The following is a 17,774-nucleotide window of genomic DNA, read 5'->3' on the forward strand; positions in this document are numbered from 1 at the left end:
TTGATTAATACCAACCGTTAGCTTCCCAGAATGCTTTTGCTGCAGACCATGAACCATAACGTGAAGCAACATAATTATCGGCTACTTTTTCTTGATTGGCCGCTGAATAGTCCCCATTCAAGTAAGAGTTAGTCAACTGATAGCGTCCATAGTATTGGCCATTTGTTGCTGTATAAGAACCGCCAGATTCTTTGTTCGCGATCCATTCTTTAGCTGAAGCTTCTGAGCCTGTTGCTGCAGAACTGCTTGATGCAGATGAGCTTGGGCTTGTTTGTTGGCTGCTGGCAGGTTGTGAAGCTGGTTCTTCATAAGTGACTGATGATTCTGCAGCTGCTGAAGAACGTTCATTTGTATAGCTGGCATCGTCTGTTGGTAAGACCAGTGTTTCACCAACATAGATCAAGTTTTTGTTCGTAATGCCGTTTGCTTCAACAATTTTATCAACGGCTTCTGAGGTGCCAAAATAGTTATAGGCAATCGTAGATAGTGTATCCCCAGATTGCACCGTGTATTCTTCATCAGCAAACGCATCTTGTCCACCTAGAAACACACCCAGACCTGCAAGGACAGCTGTACTAAGCAAAACAGTTTTCAATGACTTCATAAAATAATTCTCCTCATCTTGTAGCGTTTATAGTCTGTCGCAGGAGAAATCTCCAACGCATAGACTAGTCTAACACCAGAGAATATTTCATAGGTGAAAATATCGTTACAGATGATTACGAATGCGTCGAGTTCCTTACGTTTCGTAAGCGTCGCGTAATTCCTTTTGAATCAACAACGATTATCAACATAAAAATATAAATTAGTTATTTTATTTCAATAAAAGTGAATCCCCTCTTTTTTATTTGTGAATTGTTACAAATTGGATGAATTTACACACAGTCGTAACAAAAAAAGCTGCAGCTGAATAGCGCGTTTCCATGAATGCTTGTTGCATCGATTGGAAGCAGGCGTTCACTTGCTGCAACATCTTTCGCTGACACTTTATCTAACCGTTTTTTTCACTGGAATCAACTTATTCATCACAATAGCAGCAATCGCACTTAACGCAATCGGTGAATCCAATAAGTATTGTAGAAATTGCGGAGTTTCTTGTTTGATCTCAGCCGGCATGAACAAAAGACCGATCGCTAAGATTAGCGGAACACCAATAATATAGAGTTCACGTTCAGAAAACTCTTCATTCTTGATCACTCGAAAGCCGCTAAGCAAAATGATCACACAGACAACTGCGAAGACACCACCGATTACCGCTGAAGGTACGGCATGGATCAATGCTGATAACTTGCCGACAAATGACAAGAGGATGAACCAGCAGGAAGCCATCACAAAGACTTTTTTACTGGCAACCCCAGTAATGGAAATGATACCGGCATTTGTTGAATACCCCGTCACTGGTGTCGTTCCTACTAAAGCAGCCACCAGGCAACCGATTCCTTCACCAATGACTCCTTTATTGATTTGTTCATCTGTCACAGCTTCCTCAGTGACAGAGCTGACGGCATACCAAGTTCCTGTTGTTTCTGCTAGTAATACCATATAAATCACCAGCATCGTCAAAATAGCTGAAACATCAAAATGAAGACCATAATTGACGAAAATAAGTTTTGGCAAACTGAAAAATGAAGCATCCGCAACAGACTGGAAGTCTACGCCGCCCATGAACCAAGCAATCAGCGTCCCGATCATTAAGGCAATAATCACCGAGCTAATCCGGAAATATTTACCTAAACGAGGGAAGTAATCACCTAACATCGAGAATAAAATCAAAATTGCTGCTGTCACTGCAGCCAAAAACATGTTCTGATTAGCCGATAATGTCTCAGTAGCTGGATAAATGTTGCTGGTAAAAGCTGTAGGTAACAATGTCAGTCCAACGATCATGATAATCGTGCCACTGACGATCGTGGGAATAAAGTTGCGGACAATATACTTATAGATCCCTGTCATCCCTAAAAGAATAACAGCCAATGCCCCGACAATACTAGCTCCTAAGACAGTATCCATACCTTGCGCTCCAAAATAGATACCAATGATTGCGCCTACTGGTACAAAGGACGGCCCTTGACAGACGGGCAATTTCAAGAAAAAGAGAACTTGGATCAGCGAAGCAATCCCAGCACCTAAAAAGGTGGATTGGATCAGCCCGGCTGCATCCGACGAGCTCATGGCAACAGCAGTTGCAATAATAAAGGGTGGGACATACACATCCATTGCCAACACGTGTTGTAAGCCAAGAACAATGGCTTGTCCTAAAGGTATATCTTCATTCATTCCGATCGTTAAACGATTACTTCTGGTTTCCACAGTATCAATCTCCTCATTTTTCATGTACTTTTTTTCCTTGCACCCAGACCTGACGAATGTTTTCAGCCGTTGCTAGATACAAAATCTTTTGTAATTGTTCTTTCGGTTGGTTCAGTACACCAAAAGCTGGCAATGGATTACCAGAATAACAAGTATCGATCACTTGAAGGTCGCAAGCGTAGCCTTCCTTGATAAGACCAATCGGTAGTCGTAGCGCTTCGCCCCCTCCTTTTGTCGCCAATGAAAAAGCGTCGATGACTGAGATACGCGCATTCGCAACACCTCGATTCGTTTGGGGCAATGTAACATCCACACCGTCTTCTAACATGCGGGAAGACATAACAGCTTGCTTGATATTGTCATACAAACTTGGAGAAAAGCCGCCGGAGATATCTGTGCCTAGTCCAATCGTTACGCCTTGTTCTTTAAGCCGATTGATAGGGATCACACCATTGGCAAAGTACGCATTGGAAATCGGGCAGTGAGCAACAGCAGTCCCTGTCTCCACAAAGATCTCACCATCTTTTTCATCGATAAAATTACAATGAGCCATCACAGCTTTTTCTCCCAGTAAGCCAAAATCCCGCAAGACTTCTGTGTCGGTTTTACCAAATCGTTCCAAGACGTGATCGTGTTCCCATTGGCCTTCACTGCAATGGGATTGTACATGGACATCGTATTTTTGTGCGAGTTGTCCTAACCCAGCCAGACCTTCATCCGTGCAGCTTGGGACGAATCGTGGTGTCACTACTGGATAGACTCCTTGACGTGTCGTTTTTGCCAACTTTTGGACTTCTTTAATGAAGGTTTCGGTCTCTGCTAGTGCCGTAGCAGTTGAGGCATCTCGATAAAAATCTGGGTTCGCGTCGGGATCATCCATGACTACTTTCCCCACTAGCCCTCGTTGACCCTTCTCAGCACAAATCTTGGCTAATTGTAAACTTGCTTCCAAATGAACGGTCGCAAAATAAAGAACCGTCGTTGTTCCTCGAGCCAGTAGTTGCGCAACTAAATCTTGGTACACTTCTGAAGCAAAACTTGAGTCCGCGTATTTTGCTTCCAACGGGAAGGTACACTCATCTAGCCATACATTCAACGGCTCATCCAATGCAACTCCTGCTTGCGGCCATTGAGGTGCATGAACGTGCAAGTCGACAAATCCCGGCAAAAAATACTGTCCCTTCTGCAATTCAACTAGCATTCCTTGTTTGGCAGCTGCCAGCATTTCTGGATAGTCTGATTGTTCTGTTGTGACAACCCTTTCGATCATCCCTTCAGCATCCACGCAAATGAGGACATCCTCTAAGTATTCCAGCACGCCATCTGTGGGTGTATGAAATACAGAACCTTTAAAATATTTTGTTATTGACATAAGTTTTCTCCTTTAACAAACTGCATCAGACTGCTGTTTTGACATTAGCAGTTTTCATTAAAATAAGCATCAATGGTTTTATTTTACATTCATTCGGATTTTTTTCAATAAAAACCGTACATTAATCCTGACAAAAAGAATCTAATGTTCGTTTTTAAGGCAAAAAAAGACATTTGGTGTGTTCACCAAATGTCTTTCCTTCACTTAAAGCTGAATTGTCGTACCACTATTGCCAGCTAAAGTTTCCGCCGCTTTTTCCAATGAAGCGATCACTGCTTGACGCCCATCCTTGGAAGCAGCAAATGCGATCGCTGCTTCCACTTTTGGCAACATACTACCAGGTGCAAATTGATTTTGGTCAATGTACGCTTGCATTTCAGCGACAGTGGCTGTTGTCAATCCTCGTTGATCTGGTTGACCATAGTTGACAAAGACTTGGTCAACAGCGGTTAAGATAATGAAGATGTCCGCATCGATCAGTGCCGCCATCTTGGCTGCAGCAAAGTCTTTGTCAATCACCGCGTCAACTCCTTTATAGCGAGTGCCTTCATAAACCACTGGTATGCCGCCTCCGCCACATGCAATCACCACTTGACCTGCATCTACTAATGTTTTTAGACTGATTTTTTCATAAATGTCCACTGGTTTAGGAGAAGGAACGACCCGACGCCAACCTCGGCCTGCATCTTCTATATAAGTGTCGCCGCTTTCAGTCATTAATTGCTGAGCCTTAGCTTCACTATAGTAGCCACCGATTGGTTTCGTTGGATTCGTAAAAGCTGGATCAGCTGGATCGACCACCACTTGCGTCAGCATGGAGACGACCGGAATATTTTCCAACCCGCGAGAAACAAGCTCTTCATCAATCGCTTGTTGCAAATGGTAACCGATGTACCCTTGACTCATAGCTGTGCATTCAGGAAATGGCATGACGTCTTCTTGCGTTTTGCTGGTTTCCTCAAATGCTAAGCGAATTTTGCCAACTTGAGGACCATTCCCGTGAGCAATCACCACGTGATGGCCGTCACTGATTAGATCAGCAATCGATTTTGCTGCCACTTGGGCTTTGGTCAATTGTTCGTGCGCAGAGTCGCCTAAAGCATTTCCGCCTAAAGCGATGACAATTTTTGACATACGTCTCCTCCTATCTTTGCGGTTGTTGTTGCGTGATACAGTGAATATTCCCGCCACCGTATACGATCTCAACTGTATTTACGCCCACAACTTCTTTATCTGGGAAAATCTCTGCTATTTCTTCAAGTGCCCGCGCATCATTTTCGTCTCCGTATTGAGGAACGATCACACCGTTGTTTGTAATTAGAAAGTTCATATAAGAAGCAATACAAATGTCGCCATCTTCTCGCGGCATGGTTCCTTCTACGTAATCAATCTTGAAATCCCCATTGATCGTGACATTTTCTACTGGGCAGCAAAGCTTATGAACTTTTAATTTGCGGCCTTTGGCATCGGTCATTTCATTCAAACGCTTGTATGCAGCTTGAGCCGCTTCATAAAATGGGCTGTTTTTATCTTCAGTATAGATACAAGCCACTTCTCCGGGACGTACAAAACATGCCACGTCATCCACATGTCCATTGGTTTCTTCCGGATCGATCCCGTCAGCTAACCAAAGGACCTTCTCACAGTTCAAGTAGGCGCATAATTTTTGTTCGATTTCTGCTTTTGTCATATGGGGGTTCCGGCCATCACTCAACAAACACATCTCCGTCGTTAACACAGTGCCTTCCCCATCGACATGGAAGGATCCCCCTTCTAAAATAAACCCTTCCGTCCGATAAGAATCCACATGCTCGATCTCACAGATCTTTTGAGCAACTAAATCATCTTGATCCCAAGGAAAATACAAGCCATCGACTAATCCGCCCCAAGCATTAAATCCCCAGTCATTGCCTCGTAATTCGCCTTTGTCGTTGATGACAAAGCTAGGACCACAGTCACGAATCCATGCATCGTTATTAGACATTTCATAGACAGTGATGTCTGCAGGCAATTGACGACGGCAGTTTTGATATTGTTGTTGCGACACGACCACATTCATTGGCGTGAATTTGCTGATCGCTTTTGCGACTTCAGCAAATGCTTCTTGAGCTGGTTTGCCCCCATCACGCCAGTTATCCGGGCGCTCTGGCCAAATCATCCATACTTTCTCTTGTGGTTCAAACTCTCCGGGCATTCTAAACCCGTCTTGTTTCGGTGTGGTCTTTTCGATTCGTTTCGCCATGATACAGCACTCCTTCTTTTTTGATTTTTTTGATCCAGATAATGGCTTCACCAACGAGGGCAAATACAATTGCTCCAATCGTGATTGGTAATTGCTGACTCAGTGATTCAGCGTTAAATTGCAAAGGAAGCGCTGTGAAAATCAATGAGATCACGATCATGATCATTGGTAGTGCGACTAATACCTTCAAGAACAAATCGCTGCCGCTCACCTTGAAAGGTCGAGGTGTGTCTGGATCAATTTTACGTAATTTATAAAACGCAGGAAACACAGGGACATACGATAGTAGGAACATTACTAGGTTCAGTGAGAAAAATGCCCAGAATAAATCTTGATTTGGTAAAATTGGGGCGATGACGACGACGATAGAAGCAACGATACCATTCATAATTGCCGCACCAGTAGGCATGCCATTTTTTTTGCTGCGTTTGGCAAATACTTCCGGCATATCGCCATTTTCGGCCGCATAGCAAGCAGTATTATTGACCCCTAACGACCAAGAAATCATGTTGCCAAACAATGTCAGCAAGAACAAAAAGGCCATCGAAATAATGAACCAGCCGCCTGTTGATCCTGTCAATAATTTAAAACTATCCATCAATCCACTGCCGGTACTGATTTGATCCGTAGGAATCGCTACACCGATCCCGAAAGCAGAAAAAATGTAAATGGCGGCAATCACCAGTCCACCGGCAATGATCGATTGAGGAATTTGCTTCTTAGGGTTTTCCATGTCACTTGCAAATGTACAAATCACTTCGAATCCTAATAAGTTAAAAATGATTACCGAGATAAAAGACAAACTATTCAAATTGAAGCTTGGCAGCATCGAAGAAAGAGTGAACTCATTCGCAACACCTTTGGTAAGGGCCGTATAGAGACCTAAGCCACCAATCAAGATTGCTAACAGCATCTTGATCACTGCTGCCCCATTCAAAATCCATACACTGTCACTGACCGGATAAAAACTGATCCAAACGATGACCCATATAAAAATCAGTTCGATCACGATAGCAGCCACCGTGGAAAATTCACGACCTGTGATAGTCGTCAACAAGTCAGGACAGACTACGGCTAGAGAGGCTAACCATAATGGATAATTGATCCAGTAGTACCAAGAAACCCGAGAACCCCAGCGATGACCGAAAGCTTGTGTCACCCAATCATAAATACCGCCATCACCAATATACGTTGTTCCTAATTCTGATGAGATTAACCCATAGGGCAAAAGGAACGCAACCAATAGAAAGATCCACCAAAAAAACTGTGAATTTCCGATTGCTGCTACCGGTGCAGCCGCTTCTGCCACAAATACAACACAAATAACCGATAAGATGGCACTCATCAAACTAAATTTTTTCTTTTCTCCCATTGTTTTCTTCCTTTCCGGTACAAGGGAATAAGGGTTGGCCAACGATTGAAGGATTCTTGCAACTAGCGGATTTCTCTCTCGTGAATCCCAGTTCAGCACATAAGCTGCGACATTATTAGAACGAGCTTCCGCTCAAAAGAATCGATTCGCAGTTCGTTGGCCCCTCCTCAAGAACCAAAACAGTCTTCACGCATCCCCTTGATACGCAGACTATTTCCTTTCCTCATCTCTTGCGTCTAGTTTCATCTAACAAAACTTCCAAGTCTTTTTCAGCCGCTGCTTTTTTGGTCTCGTCGATTGGATTTTTATCCGCATAATCCCGCATCAAGTACACTAAGAGACCGCGAATCGACGTTAACCGGTTTTCTGCTTCATCAAAACAGATCGAGTTTGGTCCATCCATGACCTCATCCGTGACTTCTTCTCCACGAGTGGCAGGTAAGCAGTGCATAAATTTCGCTTGTTCACCAGCGCGTTTCATCAAGTCAGCGTTCACTTGGTATTTAGGGTAAAAAATACGCATGCGTTCCTCTTCTGATAATTCTGCTTCATACAGTCCATACCAAACATCTGTATAAACAAAATCCGAACCTTCGATCACATCGATTTGATCTGATATCGTATAGGAACCGCCAGAATCTTTACAAATCGCGTCTAATCGTGCGCGATGGTCTTCGTTTAACTGGAACCCTTCTGGACCAAATTGAACGAATTCCATCCCCATTTTTGTTGCGATCAATCCTAAAGAGAAACAGACTTGTGTGGCATCACCAATAAAGGAAATCTTGCAGTCTTCGATTTTTTTGCCTGCTGGAAGATGTTCGATCATGGTGCAAAGATCGCCAAGTTCCTGCGTTGGATGGTTGAAGTCAGACATACCATTAATAACTGGGATCGTGGCATTCGTTGCTAAGTCATACACACTATGATGCCGTTCCACGCGAGCCATCAAAATGTCAACTAAACGAGAAAGAACACGGCTTGTGTCTTCTATCGTTTCATGACCACCCAATTGAATTTGTCCTGGTGCGAGATATTCTGCATGTCCTCCTAATTGTGTCATTGCTGTTTCAAAAGAAACCCGCGTTCTGGTAGATGATTGTTGGAAAATCATCCCTAATACTTTGTTCTTTAGTAAAGGGGGGTAATAACCATTTTTGATGGCCGCTTTGATTTTCAATGACAGATCAACGATTTGTTGGATCTCCTCCTTCGTGTAATTTTCCGTTGTAATAAAATCTCTTTTTTCCATAATGAAACCTCCTAAGTGATTTGTTTGCTTTTGCATCTTCACTTTAGGTAAAAAAGGCGGAGTTTACGATAAGCCATTAGTTGTAAACGTTATCACACTTATTCTATACTTGCTGAGGACAAGTTTATTTTTGGATATAAACCAGTTATTTTCCAAGGGTTTACAAAAGTTTAGAGGAAAGTTTAGCGGAATTAAAAGTAAAGAAAAAACAAATGGTGTTATAATTAGGATAAGAAAATTGGTGTAAGAAAAATTGAAAGGGGATTCAATATGATAGCTATTTTTATATACAATATTTTATTGATCATTCTATATTCAATCACGATGACTTTTGCTATTTATTCTTACTTAAAAGAAAAAAACAAATTATTTCTTTGGATTAGTTTGTATCTGGCATTCTTTATTTTTGACAATACAATTATTTATATGACGGAATTTCTCAATTCCTTTGCCCAAAGTTATGATCAGGCATTTATGAGTGCACCAGCAGTTAAAACTATTATATTTATGGGAAATGCCTTTTTCTCCATTTCTATTCTTGCCGAACTACGCAAAGAAAAACTCTCTCCCCTCCATTATACGCTATTGATCGTTTTGGCCATTTGGATGATTACGACCCCACTGATGGAAAACTCAGCATTTAAAGTTTGGCTCTATTATCTTGGTAATCAACTCTTCCTTTTTTATCTAGGAATTTATTGTTGGCAAGGGACCAAAAAGAAGCTCCCTCTACTGAACAAACACTATTTAAAACAGTTGATGATCATCAATCTCTTCTTTAGTATTTTGATCATAATTGAAGATAGCTTCGTGATTTTCAATGTCGACCAGTACAGCTCGTTAGCGACAAAGATTTATAATCGCAGTATTTCAGAGGATATCTTTTCGATTGTTGTTTGTCTATTATTACTGCACTTCTTTATCAAAGAACGCCAACCACAGGAAGAAAAACCGCAAGAGCAAGACACCTCTCTCTTGATTCAAAACTTTTGCCGTATTCATCAGTTTACCCAACGAGAAACGGAAATCTTTGCGTTGCTGTTGTCCCATCAAACCAATCAGGAAATCGCCGATCAGCTCTTTCTTTCATTGGGAACGGTCAAAACCCATGTTCATAACATTTTTATCAAACTTGAGATAAAAAAACGCACGCAAATTATGATTCTTTTTGAAAAGTACAAAGAGACCCATGAGGCAGCTGCCTAAAAAAGACCTGGAAGGATCGCTTCCAGGCCTTTTAAAGTTTAAAAACCAGTCATTCATTGCTCTGAACGGCTTATTCTTCCATATATGCATACTTGATGATCGTTGACGGTCCGAAAGTTGGATAGTACACACCTTTCAGGGAAGGATTGACCATAATACTACGAGCTCTTTGGTAGATTGGGACAATCCCGGCGGTTTCTTCTACTAATAGTTTTTCTGCTTTGATCATCGTATCCCAACGTGTCGCTAAATCATTGGCATAAGTCGTATTGCTATCAGCAATCAACTGGTCATAGTCTTTATTTTCATAATTCGTGTTATTCGGTGAAACGAGATTGTAAAGGTACGTCATCGGGTCTTGATAATCTGGTCCCCATGTTCCGATAGCTAACTCGTAATCGCTTTTTCGTGTCAATTCAATCGAATTATTCAATGGGACAGACTTGATTTCAACGGTCAAGCCCGGTAAGACTGTCTGTAACTGATCCTGGATGAATTCAGCCACTTTTTTATCTGCATCAGTGTCTTTGGTTAACATCTCGATGGAGATCTTATCCCCAATATCAGCAGTGGCTTTTTGCCAGTAAGCGAGTGCAGTGGCTTTATCCGGTCCTTCTAGAGGCGCATCTTCTCGAAAATCTTTGCCAGTTTCCGGATTGAAGACAAAGTTGTTCGGAATAAACCCATTGATTGCTTCTGATCCATCCGATAAGACATCTTTGACTAAAGCTTCTTTATCAATCGCATAATAAACGGCTTTTCGGACATTTTCATTGGCAAAGATCGTATCTTTACCATCTCTTTTCTGATTCATCTTGAAATAGTGGATATAAGAGGTCAGCACCGTCTGTAGTTCTTCGTTAGCGGCATTTTGCTTCACGTATTCCCCATAAATATCCGCCATATCCAACTGTCCTTCATTGAAAAGATTATATCCTGTAACAGCTTCTTTGATCACTTCATAATGGATATTCTCCAGTTTGATGGCATCACGATTGTAGTAGTCTTCATTTTTTTCCAGATCCCATGTAGAGGAAGCTTGATCCCAATTTTTCATCAAAAAGGGGCCATTAGTTAAAATATTTTCACTTGATGTGCCATAAGCATCCCCTTTTTCGGTGACAAAAGCTTCATTTTGTGGAAAAAATGGAGTAAAGGCCAATATCGAAGTCAAATAAGGAACTGGCTGTTCCAATTGGATCTCGATCGTGTACTCGTCCGTAGCTTTCGCACCTAGTTCAGAAGGGTCTTTTTCCCCATTGATGATTTCGGTGCCATTTTTAAATGTACCGTCCAATAAAAACATGTAGTTTGCTTGATTGGCTGGCGTGGCTAGCCGTTGCCAAGCATAAATAAAATCTTTAGCCGTCACTGGCTCCCCATTACTCCAAGTAGCATCTTCTCTCAACGTGATCGTGTAAGTCAGACCATCGTCGGATATGTTGGGGAAATCTTTGGCGATAGCCGGTGCGACCTTATTGGTGTCATCGATTTGATACAATCCATCAAAGACATTGACTTGGGCATTGATACTTGCCGTATCTTGTGTAGAGAGTGTATCCATCGATCCGATTTCGCTTTGTTCCATCAAATTGACCACACTGCTCGCTTGGGCAGTCGCTTTGGATTCTTTCTGATAACTACAACCTGAAAAACCGATGACGCTAGCAACAACCAACAAAAACATCATTCTTTTTTTTCCTTTATTCCTCATTTACGTCCTCCTTTTTACATGCGTCCCAACCGCTTATCGAAGCGCTTTTTCTAAAATCGTTATCTCAATCAATTCAGCTTGCCAATCCAGTTCATCATATCGGTAGCCTTTCTTGGCAGACTCAAATTCTCCCCGCTGATTGTCGATGGGGTCTGCTCGTAAGAATTGCTTCGCTACGGTAAATCCCCCTTGAATACAGTTATTAGCAGGTAAGCGAAAAATATCTAGGTTTCCAAAATAATAACGCCAGCGCTCTTCATTTCCGCCTCGAAATGCGCTGCCCCCAAACGAAACATCTACATAAAGCCAACCATACTCTGGTAGATAGAAGCGCGCCCAGTCATGAGGGCCCACAAAAAATTCTGAAACATATAAACCCGACTCCCATTCAGCTGGGATATTCGCCATACGACACAAAGTGATAAATAAAAGTGCTTGAACCCCACAGTCTCCTTTCTGATTGACTGCACAGTACTCACTGATATTCGGAATCGCATAATATTCTCGCATAAACGAATAGGTTACTTTGGTGGTCACAAAATGATAAATCGCATACGCACGTTCCAAGGGATTTTTTGCTTCCGGCAAAATTTCCTGCAATAATTGCTGTAGAAAAGGCGTAAATTGAATATGGGGAGCGAATTCATTGAGCGCTGATGCAAATGCGGTTTTTTCCGACTCAGTCAACTCACGAATCATGGTTTGCTCATCCAACAACTGGAATAAATCCGTATAAACAGCCGTCAATTCATAGCTGTGTTCCACAGTCGCTTCAATTGAGGAAGGGTCGTTGGTTTCAAATGCGATCGTTCGCTGTGGTGCAGCGAAGGGATCAATCTGCTTGACCTCTCCTTTTGTCTGAAGAATCTTGGCATTTGCTACCTTTCCAGTGTCTCGAGGCAAAGGAATGTGCGTCAAGAAAGGACCGTCTTCTTTATTAAGCGTTGTTAGTGGTCTAAGTGATTGTTTCAAAACGATTCGAGCAGTCCTTTGTCCGAGTTGTTTCATTTTTTCTACATTCTCATCCAGTTCTACTTGTCGGGCACTGTCAATTCCGTTTTCTTCCTCAAATAAATAGCGCGTATAATAGTCTGAGCGCGTCTTAACGAGATTAGCAATAAAGCGTTCATGGAAAACTTTTTTGCCGTTCAAGTAGATCCATTCAACCTCTCCTGCTTCCACTAAGCGATCCAGTTCTTCTCGCTGAAAATCGACAAAGGACTGTTGCATCATCTCCAGAGCTTTGGTTTCTTCATAGGGATATTGCTTTGCTTCAAAAACAGTCAAAACCTTTAATTCCGTGTGCAAACGATCTTTTAAGACTTCACTGATACGGGCATTGTTCAACTTCTGATGAATGAGTCTACGTGTTAAAGAAAAATCACCAAAATCTTTGGCTCGTTGAATGTCTTCTGGCAAAGGAACCACTAGATTGGATAGATCATTAGGATCCATACTCACTGCGCCACCTCCTCTTTTTGTTTAACGCCTAATCCAGCCGCTTCATTAAGTTGAATCACCGGTGTTTTTTCTGTACCAACAACCCCTTCATACGCAAGAACTGCTAAATCAAACGTCGCGTCGAGGTCAGCGAAACGAACATTTTTTTGTGCAGCAACAAAGTGAGCTGCCGCTGCGATACTAATATTGGTCTCCCCTGCCATACAACCTACCATACAAGGGATATTCGCAGCTTCGCAAATACTATTGATCTGTAACGCTGGATAGATGCCGCCACATTTCATCAATTTGATATTGACAGCATCTACTGCATCTTTTTTGATCAATGATAACGCATCTTGAGGTACAAATGCCGCTTCATCTGCCATGATCTGTTGGTTGACTTGAGTTCTGATAAAGGCTAATCCATCAATGTCACTAGCAGGTGTTGGTTGCTCAAAAAAAGCGATATCATATTTCTGCAACTGTTCAATCATTTTTATTGCCTGCTTTGCCCGCCAACCTTGGTTGGCATCAATTCTCAATTCGATGGCTGGACCGACAGCTGCCCGAATTTGTTTTACTCGTTCAATATCGTCTTTCTCATCCAATCCGACTTTGATCTTCAGTGCAGTAAATCCTTGTTCCACAAACAATTGAGCATTCTCTGCCATCACTTCTGGAGTATCGATGGAAATCGTCATATCTGTCTCTACTTGGTTATCCTGACCGCCTAAAAGCTGATACAAAGGAAGTCCTGTACTTTTTCCCAATAGATCATAGCAAGCCATATCGAGAGCTGCTTTGGCAGACCCATTGCCTTTCATGCACTGGTTCATGATGCTATGGATCCGGCTTAATTGCCGTGGATCTTCTCCAGTTAATGCATCAGCCAATAACTTTAGAGCAGCTTCACAGCCTTCAAGTGTCTCCCCTGTCACTAAGGGTTCAGGTGTTGCCTCACCGATCCCAAAGTCCCCTGTGTCAGTGATCACTTTAATGGTCAAATTGCTGACCTCAGTAATAACGCCTAATGCAATTTTAAATGGCTTGCGCAGCATCATTTTATTTGCAGCAATTTCCACACGTTCAATTTTCATCTTCATTCCCCCCTCTAACTTAAAACTGACTATATCATTCCGTTTTTTTCTTTTCAACACTTTTTCTGAATTTTCTGAATTTTATTTTTATACAGATTATGCATAACTCTACCAACTTATCTCCTTTGAGCAGTAAATTTAATAACAAAAAAAGAGCAAAAATTTGCTCTTTTAATCAGATAATTGTATTTTATTAATAATCGTCGGATGCCAACGAACATTGATTTGTTTGATTGTATCAAGCGGACACTTTGGTTGTCGATCAGCTGTTAACAAACCGTTTTTTTCCTGTTCCACATCCGTCAACTGCGTATAACAAAAGCCGTGAAGAATTTCTGACTGATAGACAGCATCAATCACCCGCTGATAGTCCTGAATAAACTCTGCTTCATTAGCTGCATTGGTATATCCCCAGCCTTGAGCCCCTGTATCATAGCCGATCCCGCCAAATTCTGTTAACAAGATAGGAACATCTTGATGTTGAAATCCTGGACAATAAATTTTTCTGCGATTGGGTTCAGAAGCTAAAATCGTATCTTTTGTTCGCAAACTCGCCACAAAATGGGCGTATTTCTCCAGTTCTTCTTTCGTTCCATGAACATAGCTGTGAATCCCACAAATATCACTTTCTGTCATCTCCCAGCCATCATTTGAGATAACCAATCGAGTAGGATCTAAAGAATGGATCAAGTGATAAATCGCCTGCGAAAAATGCTGTTGCTGACGATCGACACTAATGTTCGGTACCCCCCAGCTTTCATTGATCGGTACCCAAGTTGTGATACAAGGATGATTGTAGTCACGGTCGATGATCTCTTGCCATTCAGCCATCACTTTCCCCCCGCTAGCTCGTGTATAAACACTCGGTGAGGCACATTCTCCCCAAACAATGAATCCTAACTGATCTGCCCAAAACAAAAAACGGGGGTCCTCTACTTTTTGATGTTTGCGACAGCCGTTGAAGCCCATTGCTTTGGCTAATTCGATATCTTTCTTGTAATCTTCACCTGTAGGAGCTGTCATGAGACTTGTGGGCCAGTAGCCCTGATCCAACACTAGTTTCTGATAATACGGGCGGTTATTTAAGTGGACCATGCCATCTTGAATATGAATTTTTCGCATGCCAAAATAGCTTTTAACGGTATCGATACACTTTCCTTGTGACCAAATATCAAAGACGACATCAAAGAGATTCGGGGTCTCTGGAGTCCAAGTCCATCCGCGACCGTGAAAGTCACTGCGGTCGATCTTTTGATTGAATAGACTGTAAGAGCGTGTGAACTGGTGCTCGGTCAACTGCTGGCGATCAGAAACGATCAGTTCTTCGCCGTAATAAATTCTGGTACACAATTCTTTATCCGTCAAATCACCAGCATAATGATAGGCGATCTCTACGGATCCCCGATCAAACTCACTGGTATAAAAGACCTTTTCTAAATAGCCGTTTTTGTCAACTGCCTCCAACCACACCGTCTGCCAGATACCCGTTGTTCGGGTATACCAGATAGCAGAAGAATGTTCCTGCCAATATTGCTTGCCTCTTGGTATTTCTTCATCTGTTGATGGATCAAAGACCTTTAGTGTGAGCAGATCTTTGTCAAAGGTCAAATAGTGAGTCACATCAAAAGAAAATGAGGTGTGTCCGCCAATGTGTTCCCCTACTAACTGATGGTTGATGTAGACCCAGCAATGGTAATCGACAGCGCCGAAATGTAACAATAAACGTTTGTCTTGCCAAGTATCTGGCACCATCAGCTCTCGCTGATACCAAACACCGTCATGAAAGCTTTTGATTTCAATTCCACTTTGCTTGGACTGAAAGACATAAGGAACTTCGATCATCTGTGTCAATGCTTGTGGCTGTTGTTCCTCTAAGTTGTCGGTAAAATCAAATTGCCACTTACCGTTTAAATTCAGCCATTTCTTTCGTTCAAATTGTGGGCGCGGATATTCTGGTCTGTTCATAGTCGTCCTTTCCTTTTCAAATTTTTTTTATTACGAGGCAAACTAGCCTTTGCTTCCAGAAGTAAGACTGATTCCTTGAATGAAATACTTTTGACCGAAGAAAAACAAGACTAACGCAGGAATCGTCATTAATGTAGAAGCCGCCATCATGATATTCCATTGAGAAGAAAATTGCCCTTTTAGTTGCAATAATCCGAGAGCTAATGTTTGTTTGCTAGGATCATTCAAGTAAATCAAGGGGCCAAAAAAATCATTCCAAGTATTCATAAACGTAAAAAATCCTACAACCATCATGGCAGGTTTAACTAACGGAAGCATGATCTTATAAAAAATCTGCCAGTGGGTTGCACCATCCAGGATCGCCGCTTCATCTAATTCTTTTGGGATACCAGCAAAAAATTGTCGCATCAAAAAGACATTGAACCCACCACCGCCAAAAAAGGCTGGGGCGATCAAAGGTACAAAGGAATTTACAAATCCTAATTTATTCCACATCATAAATGTCGGAATCAACGTCACTGCACCTGGAAGCATCATTGTCGCAATGACCATCGCAAACCACATATTCTTGTATTTAAAGTTCAAGCGGCCAAATGCGTAACCGCATAAGCAAGAAGTAAAGACATTCCCGATAATGCAGGGAATAATAATCAAAAACGTGTTAACGAGATAGGTCTTTAGATCCAAAACTTGAAAGACATCTGCGTAGTTAGAAAATAATAATTGATCAGGCAGCCACTTAGGGGGGAACTCAAAAATTTCATAGGAATCCATAAACGAGCTGCGTACTAGCCATAAAAATGGAACCAATGAGATCAGTCCAATCACCACTAATGGAACATACATCATGTATTTTGCTTTTCTCATGGTCATTTTTCTTGCCCTCCATAATACACCCAATTTTTTGCCGTACCAAAAACCAGCATCGTAAACAAACCAATAATCACAAATAGGATCCATGCTAATGCGGATGCATAACCAAACTGATTTTCTTGGAATGCTTTGCGGTAGATCAACAATGCGTAAAACAAGGTCGCATTATTGGGGCCGCCTCCAGTCATAATGTATGCTTGCGAGAATGTCTGGAAAGACCCAATCAACCCCATCACCAAGTTAAAGAAAATGATGGGCGAGATGGCTGGCAATGTCACATACAAAAATTTATGGCGCCAATTGCCGCCATCTACTTCCACAGCCTCCATTAGGTCTTGGGGAACATCCTGCAGCCCAGCTAAGAAAACCAGAGCGGTACCACCACATCCCCATACGGCCATTAAAATCAAAGATGGGATCGCTGTTTGTTCATCAAAAATCCAGTTAGACGGCGGCAAATGGAAAAATTGCAAAACAGAATTCAGCAAGCCAAAATCCGGGTTGAATAACCACATCCATAAAATGTTTGAAGCCACCGCTGGAACTACCACCGGCAAGTAGAACAATGTTCGAAAAAATGCCTGTCCTCGAACTTTGACATTCATCAACAATGCGATCACTAGTGCAGCGATCAAACTACTTAACGTACTGCCAAAAGCAAAGGTGAATGTCACAACCACCGATTTTTTGAAAAACAGATCATCCATAAAAATCGTACGGTAGTTATCGATGCCGGTAAATTTGAAATCACCGATGACATTATAATCCGTAAAACTGAGAATCAGACTAACGATCATGGGGATGATGGTAAAAATCAATAATCCGAGAATTGCAGGGGCTGCAAAAGCATACCCTGCACGATTCTCTTCTTTGTGTAAATCATAGTGTTTCTTTTTAGATTGTCCATCTGTTTTAAGTGTGATCATTC

General features: G+C 41.9%; 14 protein-coding genes. 1 reads left to right on the plus strand and 13 read right to left on the minus strand.

Translation table 11 applies throughout. The features are described from left to right. Positions 1–4: 4 nt before the first annotated feature. The 7 genes from apf to ptcA form a co-directional block, all read right to left on the minus strand. Positions 5–604: an aggregation-promoting factor gene (apf, locus tag HED61_RS14750; RefSeq protein WP_021150315.1), complete on the minus strand. Its 600-nt coding sequence runs from the start codon at positions 602–604 to the stop codon at positions 5–7. A gap of 383 nt (positions 605–987) precedes the next feature. Beyond that, positions 988–2,277 (minus strand): uracil-xanthine permease family protein, encoded by a 1,290-nt coding sequence (locus tag HED61_RS14755; protein ID WP_172461439.1) that lies wholly within the window; start codon positions 2,275–2,277, stop codon positions 988–990. A gap of 46 nt (positions 2,278–2,323) precedes the next feature. Continuing rightward, a complete protein-coding gene (guaD, locus tag HED61_RS14760; RefSeq protein WP_081132130.1) occupies positions 2,324–3,682 on the minus strand; it encodes a guanine deaminase in 1,359 nt (452 codons plus the stop codon). 204 nt (positions 3,683–3,886) lie between these two features. Further along, positions 3,887–4,816 carry a carbamate kinase gene (gene arcC / locus HED61_RS14765; protein WP_081132131.1) on the minus strand — a complete coding sequence of 310 codons (930 nt, stop codon included), beginning with the start codon at positions 4,814–4,816 and terminating at the stop codon, positions 3,887–3,889. Between the two features lie 10 nt (positions 4,817–4,826). After that, a complete protein-coding gene (gene aguA, locus HED61_RS14770; protein ID WP_219645149.1) occupies positions 4,827–5,924 on the minus strand; it encodes an agmatine deiminase in 1,098 nt (365 codons plus the stop codon). Then, positions 5,878–7,296 (minus strand): APC family permease, encoded by a 1,419-nt coding sequence (locus HED61_RS14775; protein ID WP_195971564.1) that lies wholly within the window; start codon positions 7,294–7,296, stop codon positions 5,878–5,880. The genes aguA and HED61_RS14775 overlap by 47 nt, the downstream gene beginning before the upstream one ends. A 223-nt stretch (positions 7,297–7,519) precedes the next feature. Next, positions 7,520–8,548, minus strand: coding sequence for a putrescine carbamoyltransferase (gene ptcA / locus HED61_RS14780; RefSeq protein ID WP_003125626.1), 1,029 nt, complete (start codon positions 8,546–8,548; stop codon positions 7,520–7,522). Between the two features lie 270 nt (positions 8,549–8,818). Between ptcA and HED61_RS14785 the strand changes: the two genes are divergently transcribed. Further along, complete coding sequence (locus tag HED61_RS14785; RefSeq protein WP_219645148.1) at positions 8,819–9,754, plus strand: response regulator transcription factor; 936 nt, start codon at positions 8,819–8,821, stop codon at positions 9,752–9,754. 70 nt (positions 9,755–9,824) lie between these two features. Here the strand turns inward: HED61_RS14785 and HED61_RS14790 are convergent, their stop codons facing one another. From HED61_RS14790 to HED61_RS14815, 6 genes are all read right to left on the minus strand, one after another. After that, a complete protein-coding gene (locus HED61_RS14790; protein ID WP_003125623.1) occupies positions 9,825–11,468 on the minus strand; it encodes a peptide ABC transporter substrate-binding protein in 1,644 nt (547 codons plus the stop codon). A 33-nt stretch (positions 11,469–11,501) separates the two neighbouring features. Continuing rightward, positions 11,502–12,923, minus strand: coding sequence for a transglutaminase-like domain-containing protein (locus tag HED61_RS14795; RefSeq protein WP_219645179.1), 1,422 nt, complete (start codon positions 12,921–12,923; stop codon positions 11,502–11,504). A gap of 2 nt (positions 12,924–12,925) precedes the next feature. After that, positions 12,926–14,008 (minus strand): dipeptide epimerase, encoded by a 1,083-nt coding sequence (locus tag HED61_RS14800; RefSeq protein WP_003125621.1) that lies wholly within the window; start codon positions 14,006–14,008, stop codon positions 12,926–12,928. Between the two features lie 171 nt (positions 14,009–14,179). Next, on the minus strand, positions 14,180–15,973 hold the full coding sequence (locus HED61_RS14805) for a glycoside hydrolase family 2 protein (RefSeq protein WP_219645147.1): 1,794 nt from the start codon (positions 15,971–15,973) through the stop codon (positions 14,180–14,182). A gap of 42 nt (positions 15,974–16,015) precedes the next feature. Continuing rightward, positions 16,016–16,846, minus strand: coding sequence for a carbohydrate ABC transporter permease (locus HED61_RS14810; protein ID WP_003125619.1), 831 nt, complete (start codon positions 16,844–16,846; stop codon positions 16,016–16,018). Then, positions 16,843–17,772, minus strand: coding sequence for a carbohydrate ABC transporter permease (locus tag HED61_RS14815; protein WP_138371145.1), 930 nt, complete (start codon positions 17,770–17,772; stop codon positions 16,843–16,845). Before HED61_RS14815 ends, HED61_RS14810 begins: the two co-directional genes overlap by 4 nt. Positions 17,773–17,774 lie beyond the last annotated feature (2 nt).

The sequence above is a fragment of the Enterococcus gallinarum genome (assembly GCF_021496385.1).
Lineage (GTDB): Bacteria > Bacillota > Bacilli > Lactobacillales > Enterococcaceae > Enterococcus_D > Enterococcus_D gallinarum.

Bases quoted from the DNA above. Each gene is read 5' to 3' on its own strand.
- apf (WP_021150315.1), bottom strand. From the start codon at position 604: ATGAAGTCATTGAAAACTGTTTTGCTTAGTACAGCTGTCCTTGCAGGT.
- HED61_RS14755 (WP_172461439.1), bottom strand. From the start codon at position 2,277: ATGAATGAAGATATACCTTTAGGACAAGCCATTGTTCTTGGCTTACAA.
- guaD (WP_081132130.1), bottom strand. From the start codon at position 3,682: ATGTCAATAACAAAATATTTTAAAGGTTCTGTATTTCATACACCCACA.
- arcC (WP_081132131.1), bottom strand. From the start codon at position 4,816: ATGTCAAAAATTGTCATCGCTTTAGGCGGAAATGCTTTAGGCGACTCT.
- aguA (WP_219645149.1), bottom strand. From the start codon at position 5,924: ATGGCGAAACGAATCGAAAAGACCACACCGAAACAAGACGGGTTTAGA.
- HED61_RS14775 (WP_195971564.1), bottom strand. From the start codon at position 7,296: ATGGGAGAAAAGAAAAAATTTAGTTTGATGAGTGCCATCTTATCGGTT.
- ptcA (WP_003125626.1), bottom strand. From the start codon at position 8,548: ATGGAAAAAAGAGATTTTATTACAACGGAAAATTACACGAAGGAGGAG.
- HED61_RS14785 (WP_219645148.1), top strand. From the start codon at position 8,819: ATGATAGCTATTTTTATATACAATATTTTATTGATCATTCTATATTCA.
- HED61_RS14790 (WP_003125623.1), bottom strand. From the start codon at position 11,468: ATGAGGAATAAAGGAAAAAAAAGAATGATGTTTTTGTTGGTTGTTGCT.
- HED61_RS14795 (WP_219645179.1), bottom strand. From the start codon at position 12,923: ATGGATCCTAATGATCTATCCAATCTAGTGGTTCCTTTGCCAGAAGAC.
- HED61_RS14800 (WP_003125621.1), bottom strand. From the start codon at position 14,008: ATGAAAATTGAACGTGTGGAAATTGCTGCAAATAAAATGATGCTGCGC.
- HED61_RS14805 (WP_219645147.1), bottom strand. From the start codon at position 15,973: ATGAACAGACCAGAATATCCGCGCCCACAATTTGAACGAAAGAAATGG.
- HED61_RS14810 (WP_003125619.1), bottom strand. From the start codon at position 16,846: ATGACCATGAGAAAAGCAAAATACATGATGTATGTTCCATTAGTGGTG.
- HED61_RS14815 (WP_138371145.1), bottom strand. From the start codon at position 17,772: ATGATCACACTTAAAACAGATGGACAATCTAAAAAGAAACACTATGAT.